Raw genomic sequence first — 25,380 nt, forward strand, 5'->3', positions numbered from 1 at the left:
AACAAACCTTAAATTAAAGAAGCTCTAGTGGCGCAAAGCTAAACATTAAGTGTTTAACTCCTTGACTATCAAAGGCTATTGTAAGTTTGTAATCATCTCCAACCTTACTTTTTGTTATTAATGTTCCCACTCCAAACTTAGGATGCTTAACCTTTCTTCCTATAGTTAATTCATCGATATCAGCTTTTTTATCATTTTCTGAAAATATTTTATTTAAAGCTGCACTAGCCTGAGAATCATTCATTGTGGTTCTAAGCTTATGTGGATTATAACTTTTTCTTGATTCTCCATAAGTTGAAGCATTATTTTTGAAAGAGCTACTTGAACTTTTACCATTAATATTTACATAGTCTTTTATATTAGCTGGAATTTCTGATATAAAGTCTGATTGTGAATAAGCTACAGTCTTACCAAATATCATTCTTGTTTCAGCTGATGTCATATATAGTTTTTCCTCTGCTCTAGTTATTCCAACATAGCAAAGTCTTCTAGCCTCTTCCATTTGGTTATCATGTTCAAAACAAGCTGCACTTGGGAATATTCCATTTTCCATACCAACTAGGAAGACAGTTGGGAATTCAAGACCCTTTGAACTATGAACTGTCATAAGCATTACATAGTTATCTTCTGATTCTAAATCATCCATATCTTGAACAAGAGCTACTTTTTCTAAGTAGGCTGATAATGATTTATCCTCTTCATTACTCTTTTCAAATTCAACAGCATCAGAAACTAATTCCTCTAAGTTTTCTATTCTACTTTGATCTTCTATAAGATTAGAATCCTTAAGCGCTTTTAAGTAACCTGTTTTCTCTAAAACATATTCTATTAATTGAGATACACTTAATTGCTCTGACATGACCATTATTTCTTCCATCATATCAGTAAACTTTTTAATAGGATTTATACTTCTAGCTGTTAATCCTGGTACATAATCTACATCTAATAAAACATTGTATAATGTATCTTCTATTTCATTAGCATGATTTTGAAGTTTTTCTACAGTGGCATCTCCAATACTTCTTTTAGGAACGTTTATTATTCTTCTTAAACTTATAGCATCCTTAGGATTCACTATTATTTTTAAGTATGAAAGGATATCTTTTATCTCTTTTCTATCATAGAATTTTAGTCCCCCAAAAATTCTATATGGAATTCCTGCTCTTCTTAAAGCTTCCTCAAAGTTACGTGACTGTGCATTTGTTCTGTAGAGAACAGCGAAATCTTTGTATTTATATCCTTTATCACTTTTAAGCTTTTCTATTTCTGAAATTACAAAAGATGATTCCATTTTATCTGAGTAAGCTCTATGGATACTTATTTTCTCTCCCTCTACTTGCTCAGTTCTTAAAACTTTAAATTTTCTCTCTGCATTATTTTTTATAACTTTGTTAGCCGCCTCTAAGATATTTCCTTTTGATCTATAGTTTTGTTCAAGTTTAACAACTTTAGCCTCTGGATAATCCTTTTCAAAGTCTAATATATTTCTTATATCAGCACCTCTCCAAGCATAAATACATTGGTCATCGTCACCAACAACACATATGTTTTTATATTTTGCTGCTAAAAGCTTAGCAAATTCATATTGGGCCTTATTTGTATCTTGATACTCATCTATCATTATGTATTTAAACTTATTTTGATAAAAATCTAATACATCACTATGCTTTTTAAATAGTTCAACTGTTTTAACTATTAAATCGTCAAAATCTAGAGCATTATTTTCTTTTAATTTCTTTTGATATAAAAGATAGGCATCTGCTATTTTATTTTTTCTGAAATTTCCTTCATTTTCTTTTTTGAAACTTTCCGCACTTTGTATATTATCTTTTGCTTTTCCTATAGTACCTAAAATCTCTTGATCAGTTATCTCTTTTTCATTAATATTAAGCTCTTTCATTACAAGTTTTATTAATGTTTTCTGATCTGATGAATCATATATTGTGAAGTCTTTACTATAGCCTAATTTGTCTATTTCTCTTCTTAAAATTCTTACACAAGATGAATGAAATGTTGATATCCACATATTATTTGCTACTTCACCAACTAGAGATTTTACCCTCTCTCTCATTTCTCCTGCTGCTTTATTTGTAAATGTTATTGCTAATATATTATAAGGTTGTATATCCTTTTCTATCATGTACGCTATTCTATGTGTAAGTACTCTAGTTTTACCAGAACCTGCTCCTGCTAATATAAGTACTTGACCATCAATTGTTGTTGCTGCTTCATATTGTTCTTTATTAAGCAAGCTTTTTAAATCCATTAAATCACTCCTCTTCCTACAATAAAACTAAACTTTATTATACCATATAAATCTATATATTATATTCTATCAGACATATTATTCTTTTACATGATTAACAAAAAAATAAATGGTCACATTATAAAATGTGACCATTAAATTCAAATCTAATACTAAAAATTTAAAATTTAAATTTTAATATATAACCCTATAATAAAATCTTTTAATTTACTATTGGTTGTTTTTCTTCATTAGTACTGTTATATATCTCAGAAATATTATTTTCCTCTACATTATCTTTACCTAATTCATTTATTTTTTCTTCTTCTGCCTGATTACTTTCTGGTAATTTATTTTCTATAGTAGAATTATTATCCTCTTCTTTAGGAGCTTCTATATCTTCATTATTAACTTCATTTTCTACTGGAGGTTCAACTAAAATCTCATTATCAGGCTGTACTATCACATCCTCCTTATAATCATTAGTCAAACTCCAATTAATATTTTCATTGAAATCAGAATATAAATATAGTGTAATTTCTTCTAAATCTTTTCCAAACCTGTCTTCAAAATTTGTATTTAAAGTTATACTAGGCAACTTATTTTCTAACCCTATTGGAAGTACAAATGCCCCCTCTTTTTTAGTTATAATAAGTTCCTTTCCTTCTATTGATATTTCAACATCATCTAAAAAATTTTCACTTCCAACTACATCATTAACCAGATTCTCTCCAGTGTAAAATATTCTTTTAGAAAATTCTAAGACTAAAGAATTCTCTCTAATGCTTATTTTAGAAACTTCAAAAGCACTATCTTTTAAATCTAACTCCACTATCTTAATAGTATTATTAATAGTATCCTCTCCTGTAAAATAAGCATAACTTCCATAAGTAGCACTTGAAGCAAGTGAAACTCCTAAAATTAATGCTATAATTTTATTTTTACTAATCACTTATACTCCTCCCCTACTACTTATTATTTGCTTGATTATATCCAACTCTTAAATCAAAATTAAAATCTGTTCCTGAATATTTTTCTGGCATATCCCTTTGCATATTTAATGTTAATGTTGCTGTTAAAATTTCACCTTCTTCTAATATGATTTCATTGTTATCTAAGTCTACTACTTTAACTCCATTTTCAAATAAAGAAAGTAATGTTTCTTCTCCATTTCCATATGACTTTAGCTCTCTATCTTTACTACTTTTAAAACTTAATGAATATTTTATTTTTTCTAATCCATCATTACCTATTGATGAATTTTCAAAATTAATTAATAATGATTGATCTAATGTACCATTATTAGTTATTAAAAATGTATCACTAACAGGAACTTCTATATCAATTCCTTCTATTTTAATTCCTTTAATTATTTCTGAACTTAGAGTACCTAAGGTTAATTTTATTTCTCCATTCATTTTTTCCTTATCAGAGAAATAAGCTAAACTTCCAACACTTCCTGTTATCCCTATAGCTAATACTAATGCAGTTATTTTTCTAATCTTAGCGTTTTCCATCTTAAACCTCCTCCCTCTTTTGAGGTAACTTTAATACCGCTCTTCCTACTCCTAAAGCAAGTATTCCTAAAATCATAAATACTTTATTGCTAAAGCCTCCTGTATTTGGTAAGTCTCCACTTCCATTATTACTATCATCTTCATATTCATAATGAACACTAACACTAAATTCATGTTGTATTCCTTGTCCTCTATCATCTAAATCCTCTGAAAGATTTATTTCTAATTCCATAGACTTGCTTTCATTAGCTTGTACAATTATTTCTTTTTCTAATTTAATATTTCTTTTTGAAAAGACATCCTCAAGGGTTCCTTTAAAGATGATATCTTTATTATCTTTAACAGTAATTGCTGCATTCTCTAAAAAATGCTTATATATTTCATCACTTTTATCTATCTTTTTAGAATTCAAATAGTCAAAAATACTATCATCATGAAAAGATAAATTTTTTATTTTTATAGCTTTATCTAAATTATTTGAAATATTAAGTAAGCTTTCTTCTATATGTCCAGGTTTCCAAATAACCTCTTCATCAAATAAAGTATTATTTTCCTCTACCACATCTACCCTTACTCCAGCTTTTTCATCAGCAAAGACAACAGTGTTTTTAACTAGCATAAAAGTTAATATTGCTAAAAATGTACATAGAAACACACTTTTAGTTTTTCTCATACTGCCTCCCCCTTTTTTTATAGCCTTAACATAATCTTCTCTTTTAACCCTATATTTATATTCATAGCACATAAAAAAAATAACCTTTTTAACATATATTTTAAAAAAATATCATATAATGTTAAGAATAAAATTAAATATTTCTAAATATAATAAGCCATTACTCTTATTTCAAAACTTATAAAAAACAAATTAAAGTTCAACTTATATATATAAATTTACTTAAACTATTATTTATATAAAAAAAGAGTTAGTATTTTTATATACTAACTCTATACATAATATTTGAATATTTTCTTTTAATTTTAATTATTCTTGCAAGTTTTCTTGCATTTATATAAAATAAAAAAACGCAACCCTTGGGGCTAGGTTGCGTTTCAGCAATAAGCAATAAATAAAAAGGGGGCTATTTATTCCTTTTATTTATCCTCGCACAACTATTATATTAGATGTTTACTTAAATTGCAAGTAATCTAATATTTTTTTTGCAAGTTTTCCTACATAAATTCTTCAAGCACAATCATTATCATTTAATTTTCTAAAAATTTTTGTAAAGTACCGCTAATTCACTTTCAGAAAGCTCTTTATATTCGCCTTCTTCTAAATTTTCATCTAGTGGAAGATTACCAAAAGATGTTCTTTTTAAATAAACAACTTTTTTACCCCTTGCCTCAAACATTCTTTTTACTTGGTGATACTTTCCTTCTTGAACAGTGACTTCTACTCTAGCTGAGTCTTCTAAGTTTTCTATAACTTTAAGTTTAGCACTCATACACTTATATCCATCATCTAAAGTTACACCATTTTCAAAGGCTTTAATATCCTTATCTGTTATAGGTGCATCTATTTCAGCATAATAAACTTTATCCACATGATACTTAGGTGATATTAACTTATGATTTAAGTCTCCATCATTAGTTAATAATAATAACCCTACTGTATCCTTATCAAGTCTTCCTACTGGAAATGGTTCAAAGACTTGATCTTCCATATATAATAAGTCAATAACAGTTTCATCTCTCTTATCATAAGTTGCTGAAATTACTCCAGCTGGCTTATTCATCATTAAATATATGTACTTTTTATACTCTACTTCTTCACCATTTATAACTATCTTGTCTTTTTCAGGATCTATTTGTAATCCATTATCTTTTACTATTTTATCATTAATTGTTACAAGTCCCTTTTTAACAACTTGTTTTATTTCTTTTCTTGTTCCGTATCCTAAATTTGATAAGACTTTATCCAATCTTTCCACTAGTTAATCACTCCTTTTAACAAAATTGCATTTATATCTGTGGTTAGTATAAAGCAAAGTCTAACTAATTACAACTCATTATATTGTAGAAAATAACTAAGACTCTGCTTTAGGTCAATATTGATTTTTAGCTATCCCTTCAGACCTAACTTACAGTTCTATCTAAAAATCAACATTATTTTAAAACAGAGCCTTACTTAATTTTTTTATTCCACTCTAAATTCAAAAGTATCATAATCTTCATAAGCACATTTTTTATAATAACTTCTAGTTAAAACTAAAACTTTATATTTTCCTGGTACATAAGGTCTAAAAGAATAATAACTTTTTCTACTATATTTTTGAACTAGTGACCAGTTGCCATTAACCATTATATAGTATTCATAACAAACTCTATTTCCACCTTCGCATTTCGTAGAAAAATTTATTTCTTCATTTATTTTAAATACCTGATCTGAAGTGTTTATTTTAGTATTCATAACTGGTGGTGCTTCATTAATGTAGAATTTTACTTCTCTTCTTGAATCAAAACCTTCTTTACATTTAACATTTCTTGCAAAAATATCTACTGAATATTTTCCTGGACATTTAGGAGTTACTTTAAACCTCTTATTTTTTATATAATCAGTTTCTTCAACTATTTGGCCATTAACCTTAGTTACATACTTAACCTTTACCTGTCTAGTATTCTGTGCTATAACCTCAATATCAATATCATCTCCAACTAAAAAATATTCTTTAGCGGGAACTAAAATATGATCAATTTTTCCTTCTGCATATTCTTTTACTTTAAAGTTTAAAACAGTATGCACATCATATTCTTTTGCTGAATATTTATCTTTAACCCTAACATCAAGTTCATAGTTACCTTTTTCACTAGGAATAAATTCAACCCAGTTAGTACTTCCATAAGCAATATTCTCCATAATTTGACCATCTTTAATTATTATAAAAGAATATTTCAAGTCAGTACCACCCTCTGCACTAACTCTAAGTTTTATAACTTCATTTATAATAGGAGTTTTATCCCTATCAAAAATCAATTCAGTTATCTTTATTGGTTTTGCAACCTTTTTATCTATTTTATAATCTAGTTTTGATTCTATTTCATAATCTCCAATAAATGAATCGTCCTTTGCCCAAAGAGTTATTCTATAATTACCTTCTTTTTTAGCATTCCATTTAAAAGTGCTATTTCTTGTATACCCTGAATCTTCTGATATTTCTCCATCTATTTTAAATCTATAAAGAACATCACTTCCTCCATCCACAATAGCTTTTATTGATATTGTTTCACCTTTAACCTGCGGTGAACTTAAATCTGTAGTGAAATTCCTTAATTGAAGAGGTTCGTACGGTTTTATGTCATAAACCATTACGGCTCTATCGTCAAACTCTCTATTAGAATACATGTCTCTTATTAAACATAGAAGCTTATATTTTCCTTCTTTAAATTCTCTAAATGTTACAATACGTCTTGATGAGAAATCTTGAATGCAAGTTCTACTTCCATCTGGTGATATCTTTATAAATTTATATAATGCCGTTCTTTCATCTTCAAAATTTGCTTCTACTTGGAATGTAAGATCTGAATTTACTAATAAGTTCTCACTTAAATTAACGAAATTAATTATTTCAGGTTTTATAAACTCTTTGGCTGTGAACATAACTGTCGCATAATCATCTGCTGTATTAGTTGAGCTAGGTCTTTTGCATTCTATTAAAAATTCAAACTGTCCACTTTCATTAATAGTGTAGTTTAATTTATTTTCTAAAGTATAATCTTTTATAAGCTGCCATCCGTTCTTTCCACTTATAAAATATCTGTACATAATATCTTCATTAGTGCTATCAACTTTTAAAACAGTCTTTTCCCCAACATTAAAAACATCTTTGTTTAGGTAAATTCCTTTTATTAGTTTCTCATCTTTTTTTTCTTCTACATTTATCTCATTATGAAGTCCATCACCTTTTTTATTCACATTCACACTCTGAGTAACTTTATAATCAAAAGGTTTATTTGACTTATCTTTTTTCCCTTGGACCATTAGCATATATTCCCCAACATCCTTAGGAGTCCAAACAAATTTATTTTCCTTTTCAAATTCTCTTAAAGTTTCCCAAATTCCATCCTTTCCTGTTAATATTTTATACTTCAAATTATCATCAGTGTTATTGATTATCTTTATGTTAACCGGACTATTATCTTCTATTATATCCCTTTCATCTAACTCTAAAAGCAATTCTCCCATAATCACTCCCCCTAAAACCCGAAACATTCTAGATAAATAAATTATATTATACTTCCGTTTTTATGTAAATATTTTCTATTTTTCTTGTTATAAAATACTCTATTTCTACATTTTTTTCTCTTTTATAAGGTGTATAAAAAAACTTTAAACTGGATATACTATAGCTAGTGTTACTTAACACTGTAAATCTCCTAATTTTATTATATCCATATAATCAAACCATTAAAGAAATCTCAGCTATTCTGAGATTTCTTTATTTTTGTAACTCAATAATTTTGTAAAAGCCTCTCTTTTAAAGTAGTATTGATTTTTAGATATAAAATAATAATTTTTTACCAACCTATCATTAAGCTTAGTTTGTTTTTTCTATAAGCTTTTTAAGATTATAGTATAATCTCTCATCATCTTCTTTGCTTCTTTTATGATTTCCTTTTGTTCTTCCACCAGCTCTTCTATTTTTTTGACTTAAGTGTCTTTCAAAAAGCAACCTATCAATATTATTATTATCATAAATATATCCTCTCGGACTAATAGCTAACGCTCCCTTTCCCAAAGCCATAGCTGCCACTCCATAATCTTGAGTTACCACAATATCATTTTTTTCTGTAGCGTTAGCAACATACATATCTACACTCTGGAATCCATCATCAACGATTTTAACCTCTGAATAATCAGATCTTATCATGTGATTTATTGTACAATATATTAAAATCTTTATTGAATTTTCTTTAGCGACTTTTTCAATTATTTCTCTTCCTGCGCAACCATCACCATCAACAACTATTTTCATGTTTATACGCCTCCCCCTAATATATTCTCCATTACATTTATAAATATTAATTCTAAAATTTAATTTAAACTATTAATAAAATTATACCTTTAAAATAAAAAAGAAGCTCTAAAAAGAGCTTCTTTTTTATTTTAAATTTATATTATTTTAATCTTTCTTCTAACTCAGCTTTTAAGTCTTCAAAACCTGGTTTTCCAAGTAAAGCAAACATGTTTCTCTTGTAAGCTTCAACACCTGGTTGATCGAATGGATTTATTCCTAAAACATATCCACTGATTCCACAAGCTTTTTCGAAGAAGTAAACTAATCTTCCGAAGTAGTATGGAGTTAACTCTGGAACATTTACAACTATGTTTGGAACATCTCCATCATTGTGAGCAAGTAAAGTTCCTCTGAATGCTTGCTTGTTAACATAGTCCATAGTTTTTCCAGCTAAGAAGTTTAATCCATCTATGTTTTCATCGTTAGCTTCTATTGTTATTTCTTCTCTTGGAGTTCCTACATTAATAACTGTTTCGAAGATGTCTCTTCTACCTTCTTGAATGTATTGTCCCATTGAGTGTAAATCAGTTGAGAAATCAACAGCAGCTGGGAATAATCCTTTGTTGTCTTTTCCTTCTGATTCTCCGTATAATTGTTTCCACCATTCATTGAAGTAGTGAACAGCTGGCTCATAGTTAACTAATATTTCAATTGCTTTACCTTTATTGTATAAAGCATTTCTAGCGGCTGCATATTTATAACATTCATTATCAGCTAATGAAGGATTAGCGTATTCTTCTCTAGCGTCAGCAGCACCTTCCATCATTTCGTCGATGTTTATTCCAGCAGCAGCTATTGGTAATAATCCAACCGCTGTTAATACTGAGAATCTTCCTCCAACATCATCTGGAATTACGAAAGTTTCATATCCTTCAGCATCAGCTAAAGTTTTTAAAGCACCTTTTTTAGCATCTGTTGTAGCATATATTCTCTTAGTAGCTTCTTCTTTTCCGTATTTCTTTTCCATGTAGTCTTTTAATATTCTGAAAGCTATAGCAGGCTCTGTAGTAGTACCTGATTTAGATATAACGTTTAAGCTTACATCTAATCCATCGATAGCTTTTAATAAGTCAGCCATATAGCTTGAGCTTATGTTATTTCCTGCATAGAATATAGCAGGAGTTTTTCTCTTATCTTTTGACATTGAATTATAAAAGTTGTTAGTTAACATTTCTATAGCAGCTCTTGCTCCTAGGTAAGAACCACCAATTCCTATAACAACTAAAACATCTGAATCGCTTTGTATTTTTTTAGCAGCTTCTTTTATTCTAGCAAATTCATCTTTATCATAATTAACAGGTAGGTCAACCCATCCTAAAAAGTCATTACCTGCACCTGTTCCATTATGTAGTTTGTCATGTGCTTGGTTTATAGTTTCTTGCATGTAAGCAACTTCGTGAGATTTTAAATATGGAGCTGCTTTTGATAAATCAACAACTAATCCTTTTTTCATTATTACTACCTCCATTAGCGTTTATAAATTTATTTTAACCACGCCATTAATATATATAATATAATCGCAAAAATAATTAACCCTCCAAAAACCATTGGAAGTATTATTGCGTATTGCGCTATCATTATAGCAACCAAATCTTTAAAGTTTGGCTTTTCTTTATTTTTAACCTCTTCCATTAATTTCTCGTATTCTTCTTTTTCTTTTCTTCTAGTTATTTCGTCTTTAAACCAAAACAAACTTAATTCCCTCCGTTTACCACACGTTAATATTTTATCATTTCTTATTTATGTATTACAATACAATATAGAACTTTTTATACATTTGATGAAATTTTATCATATATAGTTATAGTGTAGGAGAATTCAATCCCCTACACTATACAAATTTAAATTTTTAATTCATTTTTTACATTTTAATACATATTGCTTACATTTAATTAAAATTAAACTAAATGACATGCAACAAAATGGTCTTTTCCAACGCATTTGTATTCTGGCGCTTCCTTCTTACATTTATCCATAGCATATGGACATCTAGTATGGAACTTACATCCACTTGGTGGATTAGCTGGTGAAGGAATATCACCTTTTAATATTATTCTATCTCTTTTTAATGTTGGATCTGGTATTGGAACTGCTGATAAAAGTGCCTTTGTATATGGATGTAGAGGATTTTCATAAAGCTCATTTTTTGGTGCTAATTCAACTAAGCTTCCTAAGTACATTACACCTATCTTATGACAAATATGTTTTACTATACTTAAATCATGAGATATGAAAAGATATGAGAATCCCATCTCTTCCTGTAAATCCATCATTAAATTTACTATTTGTGATTGTATAGAAACATCAAGAGCTGAAACTGGCTCATCTGCAACTATAAAACTTGGATTTAAAACTAAAGCTCTTGCTATACCTATTCTTTGTCTTTGTCCACCTGAGAATTCATGTGGATATCTTTTCATATGATATCTAGCAAGTCCACATCTCTCTATAGTCTGAGCTACTCTCTCTGGAAGCTCTTCTTTACTACATAATTTATGACTTAAAAGAGCTTCACCAACTAAAGAATCTACTGGTAATCTTGGATTCAGAGATGAGTATGGATCTTGGAATATCATCTGCATCTTAGGTCTTAATTCTCTTAATTCTTTCTTTTTAAGTTCAAATATATCTTTTCCTTCAAAATATACATTTCCATCAGTTTTTTCAAACAATCTTAAAATTGCTCTTCCTGTTGTTGATTTTCCACAACCTGATTCTCCAACTAGTCCTAAAGTTTCACCCTTATTTATAGTAAAACTTACTCCATCAACAGCTTTTACGTGTCCAACAGTCTTAGAAAAGACTCCTGCTTTAATTGGAAAGTATTTTTTTAAATTTTCAACTTTTAAAACTGTATTATCTTGCATCTACTTTCCCTCCTTATATAACCAGCATGAAACCTTGTGTCTGTTTCCTACATCAATAAGAGTTGGTTGAGTCTCTGTACATTTCTTTATACATCTATCACATCTCTCATTAAAGTAACAATTGTCAGGCATACCTACTGGATTAGGAACTTGTCCAGGTATTGAATAAAGTCTAGTTTCTGTACCATTAACTGCTGGCTTAGATTTAAGTAATCCTTGAGTATATGGATGAAGAGGATTTTTAAACAGCTCTATAACTGGAGCTTCCTCAATAACCTTACCAGCATACATTACCACAACATAGTCAGCCATCTCAGCAACGACACCTAAGTCATGTGTTATTAATAATATGGAAGTATTTAATTTCTCTTTAATATCTCTCATAAGGTCTAGAATCTGAGCTTGGATTGTAACATCAAGTGCTGTTGTAGGCTCATCTGCTATTAAAAGCTTCGGATTACAACAAACTGCCATTGCAATCATAATTCTTTGTCTCATTCCTCCTGATAACTCATGAGGGTAAGATTTCATTATTTCTTCTGCTCTAGCTATACCTATTATTTTTAAAACTTCTATAGCTTTCTTCTCAGCTTCTTCCTTTGATAAGTGCTGGTGAAGAATTATAGCCTCACAGATTTGATCTCCTATTTTAAATACTGGATTTAATGATGTCATAGGCTCTTGGAAAATAACTGATATATCATTACCCCTCATCGCCATAAGTTCTTCTTCTGTAAATTTAAGAACATCTCTTCCATCAAAGAAGATTTCTCCTCCAACTATTTTTCCTGGAGGGCTAGGTATTAATCTCATAAGAGACATGGCAGTAACAGATTTTCCACAACCAGATTCTCCAACTACACAAACTGTCTCTCCTTCTTTTATTTTAAAACTAACATTATTTACAGCTTTAACTATTCCCTCACCAGTATGAAAGTGAGTTTCAAGATTTTTAAATTCTACTAATGTTTTTCCCATTATACTCTCCCCCTTAAACCTTTAGCTTAGGATCTAGAGCATCTCTTAATCCGTCTCCAAAAATGTTTATAGATATAACCGTTAAGAATATACATATTCCTGGTGGTATCCATAACCACCATCTATTAGTTAATGTGTAATAATCTTGAGCTGTCTGTATCATATTTCCCCATGTTGGTGTAGGCGGTGTAACTCCGAGTCCTAAGAAGCTTAGAGATGATTCTGTTAAGATTGCTCCCCCAATTCCTAATGTAGCTGAAACTATAATTACAGCTAATGTATTAGGTAATAAGTGTAAGAACATTTTTCTAGCATCTGAAAGACCTAAAGCCTCTGCAGCTTGCATAAACTCTTGTTCTCTAAGTGATAAAACCATACCTCTAACCATACGACAAGTACTGGTCCAACTTAAAGCCCCTATAATAAACATAACTACGAAAATTCTGTATTCTGGTGGTATTTTTAAATCTGACATTATAGCAGATACCATTATTAATAATGATAAGAATGGGAAACACATAAATACGTCAACAATTCTCATTATTAAACTATCTATAAATCCACCATAATATCCGGCTAATATCCCCAAAGTTGTTCCTATAACTATAGAAATACCTACTGCAACTATACCTATTGAAAGTGAATATCTACCTCCATACATAAGTCTAGCTAACACATCTCTTCCAGATCCATCAGTTCCTAGCCAATGCTGAGCTGAAGGAGGCTGATTAGTTTTTAATAAATCTATTGTTAAATGATCATGTGGATATAACATTGGCCCAAATATTGCAATTGCAACTAAAATTAAAAGTATGAATAATCCACTTAAAGCTAACTTATTCTTCTTTAATCTTTTAAAAGCTACAGTCCAAGGGCTTTCTATTTTTTCTTTTTTTATTTTAACTTTTTTATTTAATTCTGTTTGCATCTAAAAAGCACCTCCTACTTCAGCCTTATTCTTGGATCTACAAATGCGTATATAATATCAGCAAGCAAGTTTCCTATTAAAACTAAGATTGCTAAAGTAAGGTTTATACCCATAAGTAGGTAATAATCTCTGTTATTTACTGCACTTAACTGTACTGGACCTATACCTGGCCAGTTAAAGATTTTTTCTGTTAATGTAGCACCTGAGAATAACCCTGGAATTGACATTCCTAATAATGTTATAACTGGTATTAGAGCATTTCTTAAAGCATGTTTGTATATAACAACCTTCTCTTTTAATCCTTTCGCCCTAGCAGTTCTTATGTAGTCTTGTCTAACTACCTCAAGCATACTTGATCTTGTGTATCTCATCCATCCACCTACACTTCCAAGTGTTAAAACTATAAGTGGTAAAATCATATGTTTTAATACATCTAAAACATATTGCATTCCTGTATATGCACTTCCAGGAGTAGTCATACCTGATATTGGAAACAGATTGAGTTCAACCCCCAAATATTTTATTAATATAAGTCCAAAGAAAAAGGATGGCATTGATATTCCCATAAGGGCAAATACCGTAAAGAATTTATCAAAAAAGGAATATTGCTTAGTTGCTGAAACAATTCCTATTGGCACTGCGATTATTAATCCCAAAATCAAGGATGCAGCCCCCAAAATAAATGAATTTGGTATAAAATCCTTCATTACATCAGCAACTGGTCTCTTATAATAAAATGACTCTCCCAATGATCCCTCTGTTACAACACCTTTTAACCAATACATATACTGTGTTGTTTTTGGCTCATCTAAATGATATTTTTCTCTTATTGCTTGTTTAGTTTCGACACTCATATTTGGATCCATATTTGCTGTAATAGCATCACCTGGAGCCATAGCAAATATAAAGAAAAGTACTAATGATACTCCAACAATAGTTGGAATTATTAAAAGTATTCTTCTAGTAATATACTGTAGCATCTTGCTGTTCCCCCCATTTTTCAAAATTAGCCTGGATTTTTTGTCCAGGCTAATTCTTAATTTATTTTATTTTTATTCATTTACTAACTCTAATTTATGAACATCATGAGTCCAATCAATATAAGTTGAAGGCTGATACCCCTTAACTCTTGCACTTGATGCAAACATTTCTTGTGCATTTCCTAAAAGGATATATGGTACATCTTCAGAGAATTTTAATTGCCATTCAGCATAAGCTTTCTTTCTTTCATCTTGATTAGTTGTTCCTTTACCTTTCTTTAATAAAGCATCTGCTTCTTCATCTCTCCAACCAACATTATTAAATCCGCCTGGTACATCTTGCTCAATTGCGAATATTCCTGATGGATCTGGGTCTATTGAAAGGTTCCAAGCTGCATTGAATATGTCATATTCTCTCTTATCAACCTTATCTAGCATTGTTCCAAATTCCATTAATTCTGGAGTAACCTTAACACCAATTTGCTCCCATGATTGTTGAACTATTGGAATTAAAGCATCAACGTATTGAGAATCTGTATAAGTTAACCATTGAAGTTCTAATTCAACTCCATCCTTATCTCTTGTACCATTTCCATTTGTATCTTTCCATCCAGCTTCATCAAGTAATTGATTAGCTTTTTCTGGATTGTACTCATACTTAGGTACATCTGGGTTATATGCCCATGAAGTTGGAAGTATGTGTGAATTATAAACTTGGCCATATCCTTGATAATAAGATTGCATAAATCCTTCTCTATTTAATCCATAAACCAATGCTTGTCTTACTTTAGGATCTTTAACTTTATCGCTACCATAATTCATTCCCATATATCCATATCCATTTTGCATATATAAATCCATATTTAAGAACCCAGCTTGTTTTAATGGATCTATATTTTCTGGTTTAGCACCAACTCTATCTATATCAACTGTTCCAGCCATTAACTCTTGTAATAATGTTTGTGCATTTGTAACCTTCATTACGATGTAAGGAATTTTTGGTTCACCTTTCCAGTAATCTGGATTCTTCTCAAATTTAACTTCTTGTCCTGGTTTAAAGTGAACAAACTTATAAGCTCCTGAACCAACTGGTTGTAATAATTTATCCTTAACCGCTTGGAAGTTTCCTTTTTCAAATCCATAAACACTTTCCGGCATAATTCCATAAGCATAATTCCAAATACCTTGAGCATCTACTTCCTTATTAGTAAATTCTATTGTATAATCATCAACAACTTTTATTCCCTCAACACTTGTAGCATCACCTTTGTTATACTCTTCGTAACCAACTAAGTTACTTACAGCATCCATTCTTGGACCATCATATCCTGGGTCACAGATAGTAGTAAATGTAAAGGCAACATCCTTAGCTTTTAGCTCTTCTCCATTGGTAAACTTAATACCTTGGTTTAATTTAAAAGTATAAGTTTTTCCATCTTCAGAAATTTCATAACTTTCTGCTACATTTGGAACAGGTTCTCCTTTTTCATTATTTGTAATTAATCCATCAAATATTAAATTATTAACCCATCCATCATAAGTTGTAGAACCATATACGGGTACAAACTCTCCCTTTGGATCTGTTGTTCCAACTATTAATGTATCAGTTCTATTTTTAGCAGTCTCTGGAACAGCTGATGGATTTTCTGCTGCAATTCTCTCTGGCTTAGATAAATCCCTATTTTCCCCGCTTGAACTTGAGTCTCCTGAAGCTGAACCACCATTATTTCCCTCTGCTGGCTTTTCTGCTCCGCCTCCACATGCTACAAATAACATTGAAGTAGCTAACCCAGCTGTTAATAATGTAACTAATTTTCTTTTCATTAATTTTGCCCCCTTATAATATATTTATTGCTAGTATGTAACAATTTTCCAATGCCCCATATTAAATTAATGTTACAATACATACATTTTCTGTAATTTTCTAAAATAAAATTTTATTCCATATTTTACTTTATTTTCATATTAAAATTATATAACTTAGATTTTGCTTTGTAAATAGGTATTTTTATTAATAAATTAATAAATTTAAGAGCTATATCTAGATATATTATTAAAATAATTGGTGTATATCTCAGAAATACACCCGTCTTTCGAAATTGTATTATTTGTATTTTAATTTATTTCCGATATTTTTGCAATATTGGAAATAAATTTTCTTATTACAAATATTTTTACATTAAATTTATTCCTTTCAATAAATAAATCTTAATTGCAATTATGATTTACTCTAAGTATATGAAGTGTATATGCCAAATTATTAATTTTATAGATAATAATAAATATACTATGAAGTTTTAATAATTTACTCTTGTAAATAATTTATTACTTTTTATTCGTGATAAAAGTTACAGTTTATATTTCTTTTTAATGTTATAATCTTATGGCAATTAAATTTGATATATTATACATTTTAGAGTTAAAAAATTAACAAATTAAAAAAATGGAGTGAATGAAATGAAAAACTTAAACCTAAAAGGTAATCCAAATCGTGGATTAATAGGTGCTACATTAGGTTTCTTCATAGGATTCGCAGCAGTTTCTCTTTATGGACCAACTTCTGCGGTATTTAAAGAAGCTTTTGTAAACCTTAATCCGGTATTATTAGCATTACTTATAGCAGCCCCAAACCTATCAGGTTCTTTGCTTAGAATACCTTTCTCAGCATGGGTTGATACAACTGGAGGAAGAAAGCCACTTATTGTTTTACTACTTTTATCAATCATAGGTATGGGTGGTTTATACGTAGTTTTAGCCTTCTTCAGTGATAACTTAAATCAATATTATTACTTATTATTTGCACTTGGACTATTATCAGGATGTGGTATAGCAACATTCTCAGTTGGTGTCAGTCAAGTATCATACTGGTTCCCAAAAAGCAAGCAAGGTGTAGCTTTAGGAATGTATGGTGGTATTGGTAACTTAGCACCTGGAATATTTGCATTATTAATTCCAAACTTAGCACTTCCTCTATTAGGACTACCTGGTTCTTACTTAGCTTGGTTAATATTCTTAATAGTTGGAACAATAATTTACATAAAGATAGGTCAAAATGCTTGGTACTTCCAACTTCTTGATAAAGGAATTAGTAAAGACGAAGCTAAAGAAATAGCTTCAAAAGAATATGGTCAAGAATTATTCCCTAAAGGAAAAGCGAGTGAAACACTTTTAATATCAGCTAAATCATGGAAAACTTGGGCGTTAGTATTTATATACTTTACAACTTTCGGTGGTTTCTTAGCATTAACAGGATGGTTCCCTAACTACTGGATGACTTATTTCGGATTAAACATAAAAATAGCAGGTCTTTTAACAGCCTTTTATTCTATCTTAACTTCATTAACTAGAGTATATGGTGGAAAACTTGCTGATAAAAATGGTGGAGAAATAACAACTATAATTTCTCTAGGAATAGCACTTGTTGGTGCAATTTGTATGACATTTGCTTCAACTATGACTTTAGCAATAATAGGTATAATACTACTTGCTGTTGGTATGGGTATAGCAAATGCAGCAGTATTCAAAATCGTTCCTAATGCAGTTCCAGAAGCAATGGGTGGAGCTTCAGGATGGATTGGTGGATTAGGTGCTTTAGGTGGCTTCTTAATACCTCCTGTAATGGCATCATTCTTAAATAAATCAGGATTTGCTGGATATTCACAAGGATTCTCAGTATTCATTGTTTTAATGATATTAGCAATAGGAGTAATTGCTTTATTCCAAGCAATCCAAAAAAAATCAGTAAAATAAAATATTTATATAAACAAAAAGTAGCTATGAAAATTCATTGCTACTTTTTTTATTTATACACAATTACAAATGATTAATTAGTTATTTATATAAAACCAAATATTATCCACAGAATTTATAAATTTAATTAATCCACATTTATCTTTAATAATTACACTTTTTATTAATCACAAGCAATTGTGAATCTACTCACAAATAAATAGGCAATCAATTTTGATTGCCTATTTAATCAGTAATAAAATTTATATATTTAATGATTAATTGGATGCTTATTTTTTATTCCCACTCAATAGTTGCTGGTGGTTTTGAAGTTACATCGTAGACAATTCTGTTAACTCCTTTAACTTCATTTACTATTCTTCTTGATACCTTATCTATTACTTCATATGGTATATGAGCCCAGTTTGAAGTCATTCCATCTGATGATGTAACTGCTCTTAATCCTACAGTATGGCAGTAAGTTCTTTCGTCACCCATAACTCCAACAGATTGGATATTAGGTAATACTGCAAAGTATTGCCATATTTCACTTTCAAGGCCTGCTAAAGCTATTTCCTCTCTGAATATAGCATCTGCTTCTCTAACAACTTCTAATTTATCCTCAGTAACCTCACCTAATACTCTTATAGCTAGACCTGGTCCTGGGAATGGCTGTCTCCATACTAAATGATGAGGAATTCCTAACTCTTCACCTACAGCTCTTACTTCATCTTTAAATAATTCTCTTAATGGTTCTATTAATGAGAATTCCATATCTTCTGGAAGTCCTCCAACATTGTGGTGACTCTTAATTACCGCTGAAGTGTCTGTTCCACTTTCAACAACGTCTGGATATATAGTTCCTTGAACTAAGAATTTGATATCACCTAATTTATTAGCTTCTTCTTCGAATACTCTTATGAACTCTTCTCCGATTATCTTTCTCTTAGTTTCTGGATCTGAAACTCCTTTTAATTTACCTAAGAATCTATCTTGAGCATTAACTCTGATAAGGTTCATATCAAAACCTTCTTTAAAGATTTTTTCTACTTGATCTCCCTCATCTTTTCTTAATAAACCGTGATCAACGAAGATACAAGTTAATTGCTTTCCAACAGCCTTGTGAACCATAACAGCGGCAACTGATGAATCAACTCCACCTGATAATGCACATATTAACTTTTGATCTCCAACTACTCTTTTTATCTCAGCAATTTTCTCTTCAGCAAAAGAAGCCATTGACCAAGAATTTTCTAATCCACATATATTGTAAAGGAAGTTTCTCATCATATTTTGACCAAATGGAGTATGCTCAACTTCTGGGTGGAATTGAACTCCATAAAGTTTTCTTTCTTCATTTTCCATAGCTGCTACTGGACATACATCTGTATGAGCTATGATTTTAAATCCTTCTGGTGCTTCTGCGATATAGTCAGTATGACTCATCCAACAAGTTTCATTTTCTTCTATTCCTTCAAATAATTTTGATGAATTATCTAAAGTTACATTAGTTTTTCCATATTCTCTTACAGGAGCAGTTGCAACTTTTCCACCTAGAAGGTGTGCCATTAATTGATCTCCATAACATATTCCTAATATCGGAACATTTAAGTTGAATATTTCTTTATCTAATGTAGGAGTATTTTCTCCATAAACTGAGTTTGGTCCACCTGTAAAGATTATTCCCTTTGGATTTTTCTCTTTTATTTTTTCTATGCTATATGTATAAGGAATTATTTCACAATAAACTCCACATTCTCTAACTCTTCTTGCTATTAACTGATTATACTGTCCACCAAAGTCGACAACTAAAACTAAATCTCTCATTTGCTTTCCTCCACAACTTTATTTTTCCGTTCATCTTATATAATATATTGCAACAAAATGTTAAAACTTTCAATGTATTTATTCTAACATTTTGTTGGATTTTCTAGTCTTTTTATTATTGATTAACGCTATAATTTGGTGCTTCTTTAGTTATATTTATATCATGAGGATGACTCTCTCTAAATCCTGCTGAAGTTTGAACAACAAAGTTAGCATTTTCATATAGATTTTCTAAAGTTGGTGCTCCTAAGTAACCCATACCTGATTTTATTCCACCTATTAATTGATATATAGTCTCTGCTAAATGTCCTTTATAAGCTATTCTTCCTTCTACACCTTCTGGAACGAACTTCTTAGTACCATTTTGGAAGTATCTATCGCTTGATCCTTTTTCCATAGCTCCAAGTGAACCCATTCCTCTATAAACTTTATAGCTTCTACCTTGGTATATTTCTATAGCTCCTGGTGCTTCTTCACATCCCGCAAAGATTGAACCCATCATAGCTGCACAAGCTCCTGCTGCTAAAGCTTTAACTATATCTCCTGAATATTTTAATCCACCGTCAGCTATTACTGGTATTCCTAATTTTTTACCCTCTTCAGCACAATCCATAACTGCTGTTAATTGAGGAACTCCAACCCCAGCAACTATTCTTGTAGTACAGATTGATCCTGGTCCTATACCAACCTTAACACAGTCTGCTCCAGCCTCTGCTAAGTCTCTTACGGCCTCTGCTGTTGCTATGTTACCAGCTATTACTTGAAGTTCTGGATATTTAGCTTTTATTTTCTTAACGCCTTCAATAACTCCTTTTGAATGACCGTGAGCTGTATCTAAAACTATAACATCAACATTAGCTTTAACTACTGCGTCTACTCTTTCCATCATATCAGCAGTTACTCCGATTGAAGCTCCACATAAAAGTCTTCCTTTTTCATCCTTAGCCGCATTTGGGAAAGCTTTAGCTTTTTCTATATCTTTTATAGTGATAAGTCCCTTTAAGTTATTTTCATCATCAACTAAAGGAAGTTTTTCTATTTTATGTTGCTTTAATATTTCTAAAGCTTCAACTAAAGTAGTTCCTTCTTTAGCAGTAACTAATGGACTCTTAGTCATAACTTCTGAAACCTTTTTATCATAGTTTGTTTCAAATACTATATCTCTGTTTGTTATGATTCCAACTAGTTTTTCTTCTCTTGTTACAGGAACTCCTGAAATTCTGTATTGAGCCATTAAATCTAATGCTTCTCTTACTGTGTGATCTTCTGATAAGAATATTGGATCTGTTATTACTCCATTTTCTTGTCTTTTTACTCTATCAACTTCTCTTGCTTGATCTTCAATTGTCATGTTTTTATGGACTATTCCTATTCCACCTTCTCTAGCCATAGCTATTGCCATTTTAGATTCAGTAACTGTATCCATACTTGCACTCATTAATGGAATGTTTAATTGGATTTTTTTAGTTAATTGAGTTTTTAAAGAAACCTCATTAGGTAGGACCTCTGATTTGTTTGGTACTAATAATACATCGTCAAATGTATATGCTGTTTTTAATATTCTTGCCATACTATCGCCTCCACACACTATCTTAAAGTTATTTATGTACAATTAAGTATTTTTCTGTAATTCTACCCTTTTAAATCCCTACTATTTTTGAAAGCAAACTTGCAATATACATTCTTAATGAAATTTTATATTCAAAAAAAAGCATACTAACCTCAAAGTGAAGTTAATATGCCTATAGTACACCTATAGTATATCAAATTCACTCATAGACGGAAATTTAAGGTCTCCGGTAGAAACGCCTTGCCTTATTCAAAGCTTATACGAGTTTATTTCTATTCCGTTTTGTTTAATTTTTATTAATTATAATCTATGAAAGAAGGCTTGTCAACAAAATGCAATAAATTAATTTTAAAAGCGTATTTTTGCAAGTTTAAATTCTCGCTTTAATATTTAATGATTGTTAAATTGCATTTTATTCTTTTTTTATTAACATTTTCATCTTAAATAAAAAGGATAAGATTATATTTTAAGTATAATCTTATCCATCTTTATTTTCTAAAATACATCAGGCATTTCTGTCGGTTGAAGAATTGCGTAATGTTTATTAGTATCACTACCTCCATCAATCGTTCCTTCTAGTTTTAATTGTCCACCATCAGGTATATCTGGAGTAACATTTATAACAATCAAATAATCATTATTTTCTTCTAATTTAAATCCATCTTTATCTTGTATAGCTATGACATTATTATTTAAACTAAATTCTGCAGTTTCTGAATTAATAAAGTCAATATTATCATTTATTATTTTATATTTACTTACAGATATATTTCTATTTCCCGATCTTAAATAATTTTGATTTAAAGAAACATCAATAATAGTGCCAGGAGAATTTACCTTTACACTTAACGCTACTTTGCTTGGAATTCCATTTACTACATTACTAACATCATTTATATTTCCAATATTACTTGGCTTTGCTGCAGAATCTAAAATTCCCATCTGAATTATTTTTGAACTACTTATAGCATTTATATTTATTGTTGGAAAATACTGAGTTATTGTTGCCATATCTTTTCCTGAATACTTATATGTAATCCTATTATCATTTCCATCAAAAATAAATTGTCCAATTCTACCAATCTGTATTTTAACTGGTATTTCTATATTTTGAGCTTTATACATCATATCATTTCTATCCAATGTATAAACCAAGTCATTATTAAATTTAACCGTAAAATTAGTACCCTTCGGTGTTTCATCTCCTGATTTTTCTATAGTATAATAGCGATTTGAATTCTCATTTAGATTGCTATTATTTCTTGAAACAAACTTAATTCCAGGTGGCAACATTCCATTTATCTCAATGTCAGTCAATATTATAGTATCCGGCAATTTTTCTTCTGATCCATTGCTTATATCTTTAGTCGCAATAGGTTTAGGCTTTAATGTATATTTTAGATCATACTTTTTCCCTTGAACTAATTTTTCACTACTATCTAAGCTAATATTAGTTATAAACCTATTTTCAACATTAAAATATCCATATTTTCCTTCTTTTAATACCTTTTGATTTGATGTATCCTTTTTTCCTATAGATACTATTCTATATTCTATGTAATAACTTCCTTCTTCTGATGGGAATGGTATTCCATCTTTTCCTCCAGTAAATATACCATCAGCATTTTCTCCTGGTTCTTTACTTTTTGAAGGATAAAAAGTAAATGCTGACCCATTTTCACCCATATATTCTCTATACCCATATCCATAATCTTTATTAGTACTATACTCATAACCTACTTTGAAGGCTCCTCCACCTCCCCAGTTAAAGTACTCTAATGATATTGGATAATACTCATCTGAGCTTAAATATATTGGGTTAGCATCTCTATTAGAAAAGTATTGTACTCCATGTGGATAAAAACCATCTTTTGAAAATGCATAAGCCTTTCCATCTGCAGTAATAGTACCCTTTGCACCATCATCGGATAATATACCGAGCTTATACCATCCAGTTTTTTTAGGTTTTATATAACCCCAATACTTTGCAGCCTCTTTATATTCTCCACCAATCATCATACTATTGTAAAAGGCCATATTAGGTACCCATTTATATTTTAATCTTCCATCACTATCAACATAGCTACTTAAATGTCCATACTGATTTTTACTATTAGCAACATTTGTAGGTAAATACTTAATATTACTTGATGGATTTTTAAATACTAGATTTGGATCAGACCATTGACTATTTCCACTTAAAGTAGGTAAATGGTTAACGTCATATGATCTAAAGGTTAAATTATTAGGATTATCATAATCTATATCAGCATTAATTACATCTGTATTTAATAATATATTTTGCCACTCTGGATTATCACCTTGTCCTTTTTTAATAAACCTATATTTTAAATAGTAATTACTATCTCTATCCTTTGCGATTCCTGAAACTTTAAAATTAGCTAGTCCTCTTCCTATTAAAGTATTGTCTTGAGTTAAATCTTCATAATAAAGCTTATTTTCTTTATCATTTATCGTATTATATGGTTTTCCCAAATTTCCTCTTGAATCACTTACTGATATATTTACACTTAACTCCTTATTAACACTAAATCTAACAGTAGGTAAATCTCCTGCGCGTTCCCAATCTACTTTTATGCTTCCATCAACTGAATATTCCTTGATAGCATCATTACTTAAATTGTTACCAATATATTTTATAGTTATTTCAATTGGGTTTGCTCTAAAATATCCATTCCAATACCAATGCCAACTCCACTTCCAACTTCCAATAGACTCATATTGTATACTAGGCAATTTAATTGAAGTTAAGTCAAGCCCATTTACATCAATATTTTTACTTACTCCATTTTGCTTCCATTCTATCCCATTTACTTGCATTCCATCTGGAACATTTAAGTCTAATATTGCATAATTAAGACTTTCTATACTATTAGGCTGTTCTCTATTACTATATCCAAAATAACTTGGGTCTAAGTCTTGAGGTTGAACTGTATAAGTTACACTTACTTCTTCACCATTATTTATTATGTAATCCGTAGTACTAGTATTTATTGACATATAAGGTACTTGATATGCCAATACATTTAGACCTACTAAGCTTATTAGTCCTATTACAAATATAAATATTAAAATATTTTTTCTATTATCAACTAACTTAATCAACTATTTCACCTCCAAACATCTATTTTTTATTTCTAAAGGTTAATATGTTACTAATCTCATATGGAGTAGCATTATTAGTATCAAACTCTATTTTTACTTCTATTGAACTAGCATTCTCAAAATTTGTTCCACTAGGCATAGCATTAAAACTCATTTTCTTAATAAATTGTCCTATTTGAACTTCTTTATTATCATCCTTTTTATAATATAAAATTTCATCATCTAACCTAAATCTTGTTTCTATATTATCCTTTATATCATCATTATCAAATGTTATTGATATAGCATCACCATTTCCTATAGATTCCGCTGTACTATTTTCCGCTAAGTCTATATTTTCCTTACTATTATTTAAATTAATCGCTAAAATCTTTGAAGCTTCCATAGCTGAATCAGTAAAATAATTCATTATTACCTTTGCTTCTCTTTGAAAATCTATTTGATTGCTTGTCTTATTTAAACTTCTATAGTTTGATATAAAGAAAGGTCCAACTATCATTAATATTATAGTAATTAATGACAAAGCAACAACTAACTCTATAAGAGAAACACCTTTCCTTTTAGTTTTAAGTTTCATACTCTTATCACCATCTTTCTC

The 25,380-nt window shown here is 30.0% G+C and carries 19 protein-coding genes and 1 riboswitch; of the genes, 1 reads left to right on the forward strand and 18 read right to left on the reverse strand.

What is annotated here, in order from left to right; translation table 11 throughout:
- Nucleotides 1–13 precede the first annotated feature (13 nt).
- The 14 genes from pcrA to AC2A4K_RS15030 form a co-directional block, all read right to left on the reverse strand.
- On the reverse strand, nucleotides 14–2,266 hold the full coding sequence (pcrA, locus tag AC2A4K_RS14965) for a DNA helicase PcrA (RefSeq protein ID WP_322505120.1): 2,253 nt from the start codon (nucleotides 2,264–2,266) through the stop codon (nucleotides 14–16).
- Between the two features lie 202 nt (nucleotides 2,267–2,468).
- Entirely contained in the window at nucleotides 2,469–3,197 is a 729-nt protein-coding gene (locus AC2A4K_RS14970; RefSeq protein WP_322505119.1) for a hypothetical protein, read from the reverse strand.
- Between the two features lie 16 nt (nucleotides 3,198–3,213).
- On the reverse strand, nucleotides 3,214–3,762 hold the full coding sequence (locus tag AC2A4K_RS14975) for a SipW-dependent-type signal peptide-containing protein (RefSeq protein ID WP_322505118.1): 549 nt from the start codon (nucleotides 3,760–3,762) through the stop codon (nucleotides 3,214–3,216).
- Nucleotide 3,763: 1 nt separating this feature from the next.
- Nucleotides 3,764–4,435, reverse strand: coding sequence for an LPXTG cell wall anchor domain-containing protein (locus AC2A4K_RS14980; RefSeq protein WP_322505117.1), 672 nt, complete (start codon nucleotides 4,433–4,435; stop codon nucleotides 3,764–3,766).
- Nucleotides 4,436–4,973: 538 nt separating this feature from the next.
- Nucleotides 4,974–5,693, reverse strand: coding sequence for a pseudouridine synthase (locus tag AC2A4K_RS14985; RefSeq protein WP_322505116.1), 720 nt, complete (start codon nucleotides 5,691–5,693; stop codon nucleotides 4,974–4,976).
- A gap of 206 nt (nucleotides 5,694–5,899) precedes the next feature.
- Nucleotides 5,900–7,945: a triple tyrosine motif-containing protein gene (locus AC2A4K_RS14990; RefSeq protein WP_322505115.1), complete on the reverse strand. Its 2,046-nt coding sequence runs from the start codon at nucleotides 7,943–7,945 to the stop codon at nucleotides 5,900–5,902.
- Between the two features lie 352 nt (nucleotides 7,946–8,297).
- A complete protein-coding gene (locus tag AC2A4K_RS14995) occupies nucleotides 8,298–8,735 on the reverse strand; it encodes a YaiI/YqxD family protein (protein WP_322505114.1) in 438 nt (145 codons plus the stop codon).
- Nucleotides 8,736–8,877: 142 nt separating this feature from the next.
- Nucleotides 8,878–10,230 (reverse strand): glucose-6-phosphate isomerase, encoded by a 1,353-nt coding sequence (locus tag AC2A4K_RS15000; RefSeq protein ID WP_322505113.1) that lies wholly within the window; start codon nucleotides 10,228–10,230, stop codon nucleotides 8,878–8,880.
- 29 nt (nucleotides 10,231–10,259) lie between these two features.
- Nucleotides 10,260–10,469 (reverse strand): hypothetical protein, encoded by a 210-nt coding sequence (locus tag AC2A4K_RS15005; RefSeq protein ID WP_322505112.1) that lies wholly within the window; start codon nucleotides 10,467–10,469, stop codon nucleotides 10,260–10,262.
- A gap of 206 nt (nucleotides 10,470–10,675) precedes the next feature.
- A complete protein-coding gene (locus tag AC2A4K_RS15010) occupies nucleotides 10,676–11,644 on the reverse strand; it encodes an ABC transporter ATP-binding protein (RefSeq protein WP_322505111.1) in 969 nt (322 codons plus the stop codon).
- On the reverse strand, nucleotides 11,645–12,622 hold the full coding sequence (locus AC2A4K_RS15015; RefSeq protein WP_322505110.1) for an ABC transporter ATP-binding protein: 978 nt from the start codon (nucleotides 12,620–12,622) through the stop codon (nucleotides 11,645–11,647).
- Between the two features lie 13 nt (nucleotides 12,623–12,635).
- Complete coding sequence (gene opp4C, locus AC2A4K_RS15020; RefSeq protein ID WP_322505109.1) at nucleotides 12,636–13,550, reverse strand: oligopeptide ABC transporter permease; 915 nt, start codon at nucleotides 13,548–13,550, stop codon at nucleotides 12,636–12,638.
- 14 nt (nucleotides 13,551–13,564) lie between these two features.
- Nucleotides 13,565–14,530: an ABC transporter permease gene (locus AC2A4K_RS15025; protein ID WP_322505108.1), complete on the reverse strand. Its 966-nt coding sequence runs from the start codon at nucleotides 14,528–14,530 to the stop codon at nucleotides 13,565–13,567.
- Between the two features lie 72 nt (nucleotides 14,531–14,602).
- Nucleotides 14,603–16,354 (reverse strand): ABC transporter substrate-binding protein, encoded by a 1,752-nt coding sequence (locus AC2A4K_RS15030; RefSeq protein ID WP_322505107.1) that lies wholly within the window; start codon nucleotides 16,352–16,354, stop codon nucleotides 14,603–14,605.
- Between the two features lie 633 nt (nucleotides 16,355–16,987).
- Between AC2A4K_RS15030 and AC2A4K_RS15035 the strand changes: the two genes are divergently transcribed.
- Complete coding sequence (locus tag AC2A4K_RS15035; RefSeq protein ID WP_322505106.1) at nucleotides 16,988–18,280, forward strand: MFS transporter; 1,293 nt, start codon at nucleotides 16,988–16,990, stop codon at nucleotides 18,278–18,280.
- 276 nt (nucleotides 18,281–18,556) lie between these two features.
- Here the strand turns inward: AC2A4K_RS15035 and guaA are convergent, their stop codons facing one another.
- The 4 genes from guaA to AC2A4K_RS15055 all read right to left on the reverse strand — a co-directional run bounded on the left by guaA (nucleotide 18,557) and on the right by AC2A4K_RS15055 (nucleotide 25,359).
- Nucleotides 18,557–20,086 (reverse strand): glutamine-hydrolyzing GMP synthase, encoded by a 1,530-nt coding sequence (guaA, locus tag AC2A4K_RS15040; protein ID WP_322505105.1) that lies wholly within the window; start codon nucleotides 20,084–20,086, stop codon nucleotides 18,557–18,559.
- A 115-nt stretch (nucleotides 20,087–20,201) separates the two neighbouring features.
- Entirely contained in the window at nucleotides 20,202–21,656 is a 1,455-nt protein-coding gene (gene guaB / locus AC2A4K_RS15045) for an IMP dehydrogenase (RefSeq protein ID WP_322505104.1), read from the reverse strand.
- Between the two features lie 186 nt (nucleotides 21,657–21,842).
- A riboswitch (purine riboswitch) is annotated at nucleotides 21,843–21,940 on the reverse strand.
- A 211-nt stretch (nucleotides 21,941–22,151) separates the two neighbouring features.
- Nucleotides 22,152–24,782, reverse strand: a complete 2,631-nt coding sequence (locus AC2A4K_RS15050) for a PA14 domain-containing protein (RefSeq protein WP_322505103.1) — start codon at nucleotides 24,780–24,782, stop codon at nucleotides 22,152–22,154.
- Nucleotides 24,783–24,801: 19 nt separating this feature from the next.
- A complete protein-coding gene (locus tag AC2A4K_RS15055; RefSeq protein ID WP_322505102.1) occupies nucleotides 24,802–25,359 on the reverse strand; it encodes a PilW family protein in 558 nt (185 codons plus the stop codon).
- Nucleotides 25,360–25,380 lie beyond the last annotated feature (21 nt).

Source organism: Clostridium sp. LIBA-8841 (genome assembly GCF_057782475.1).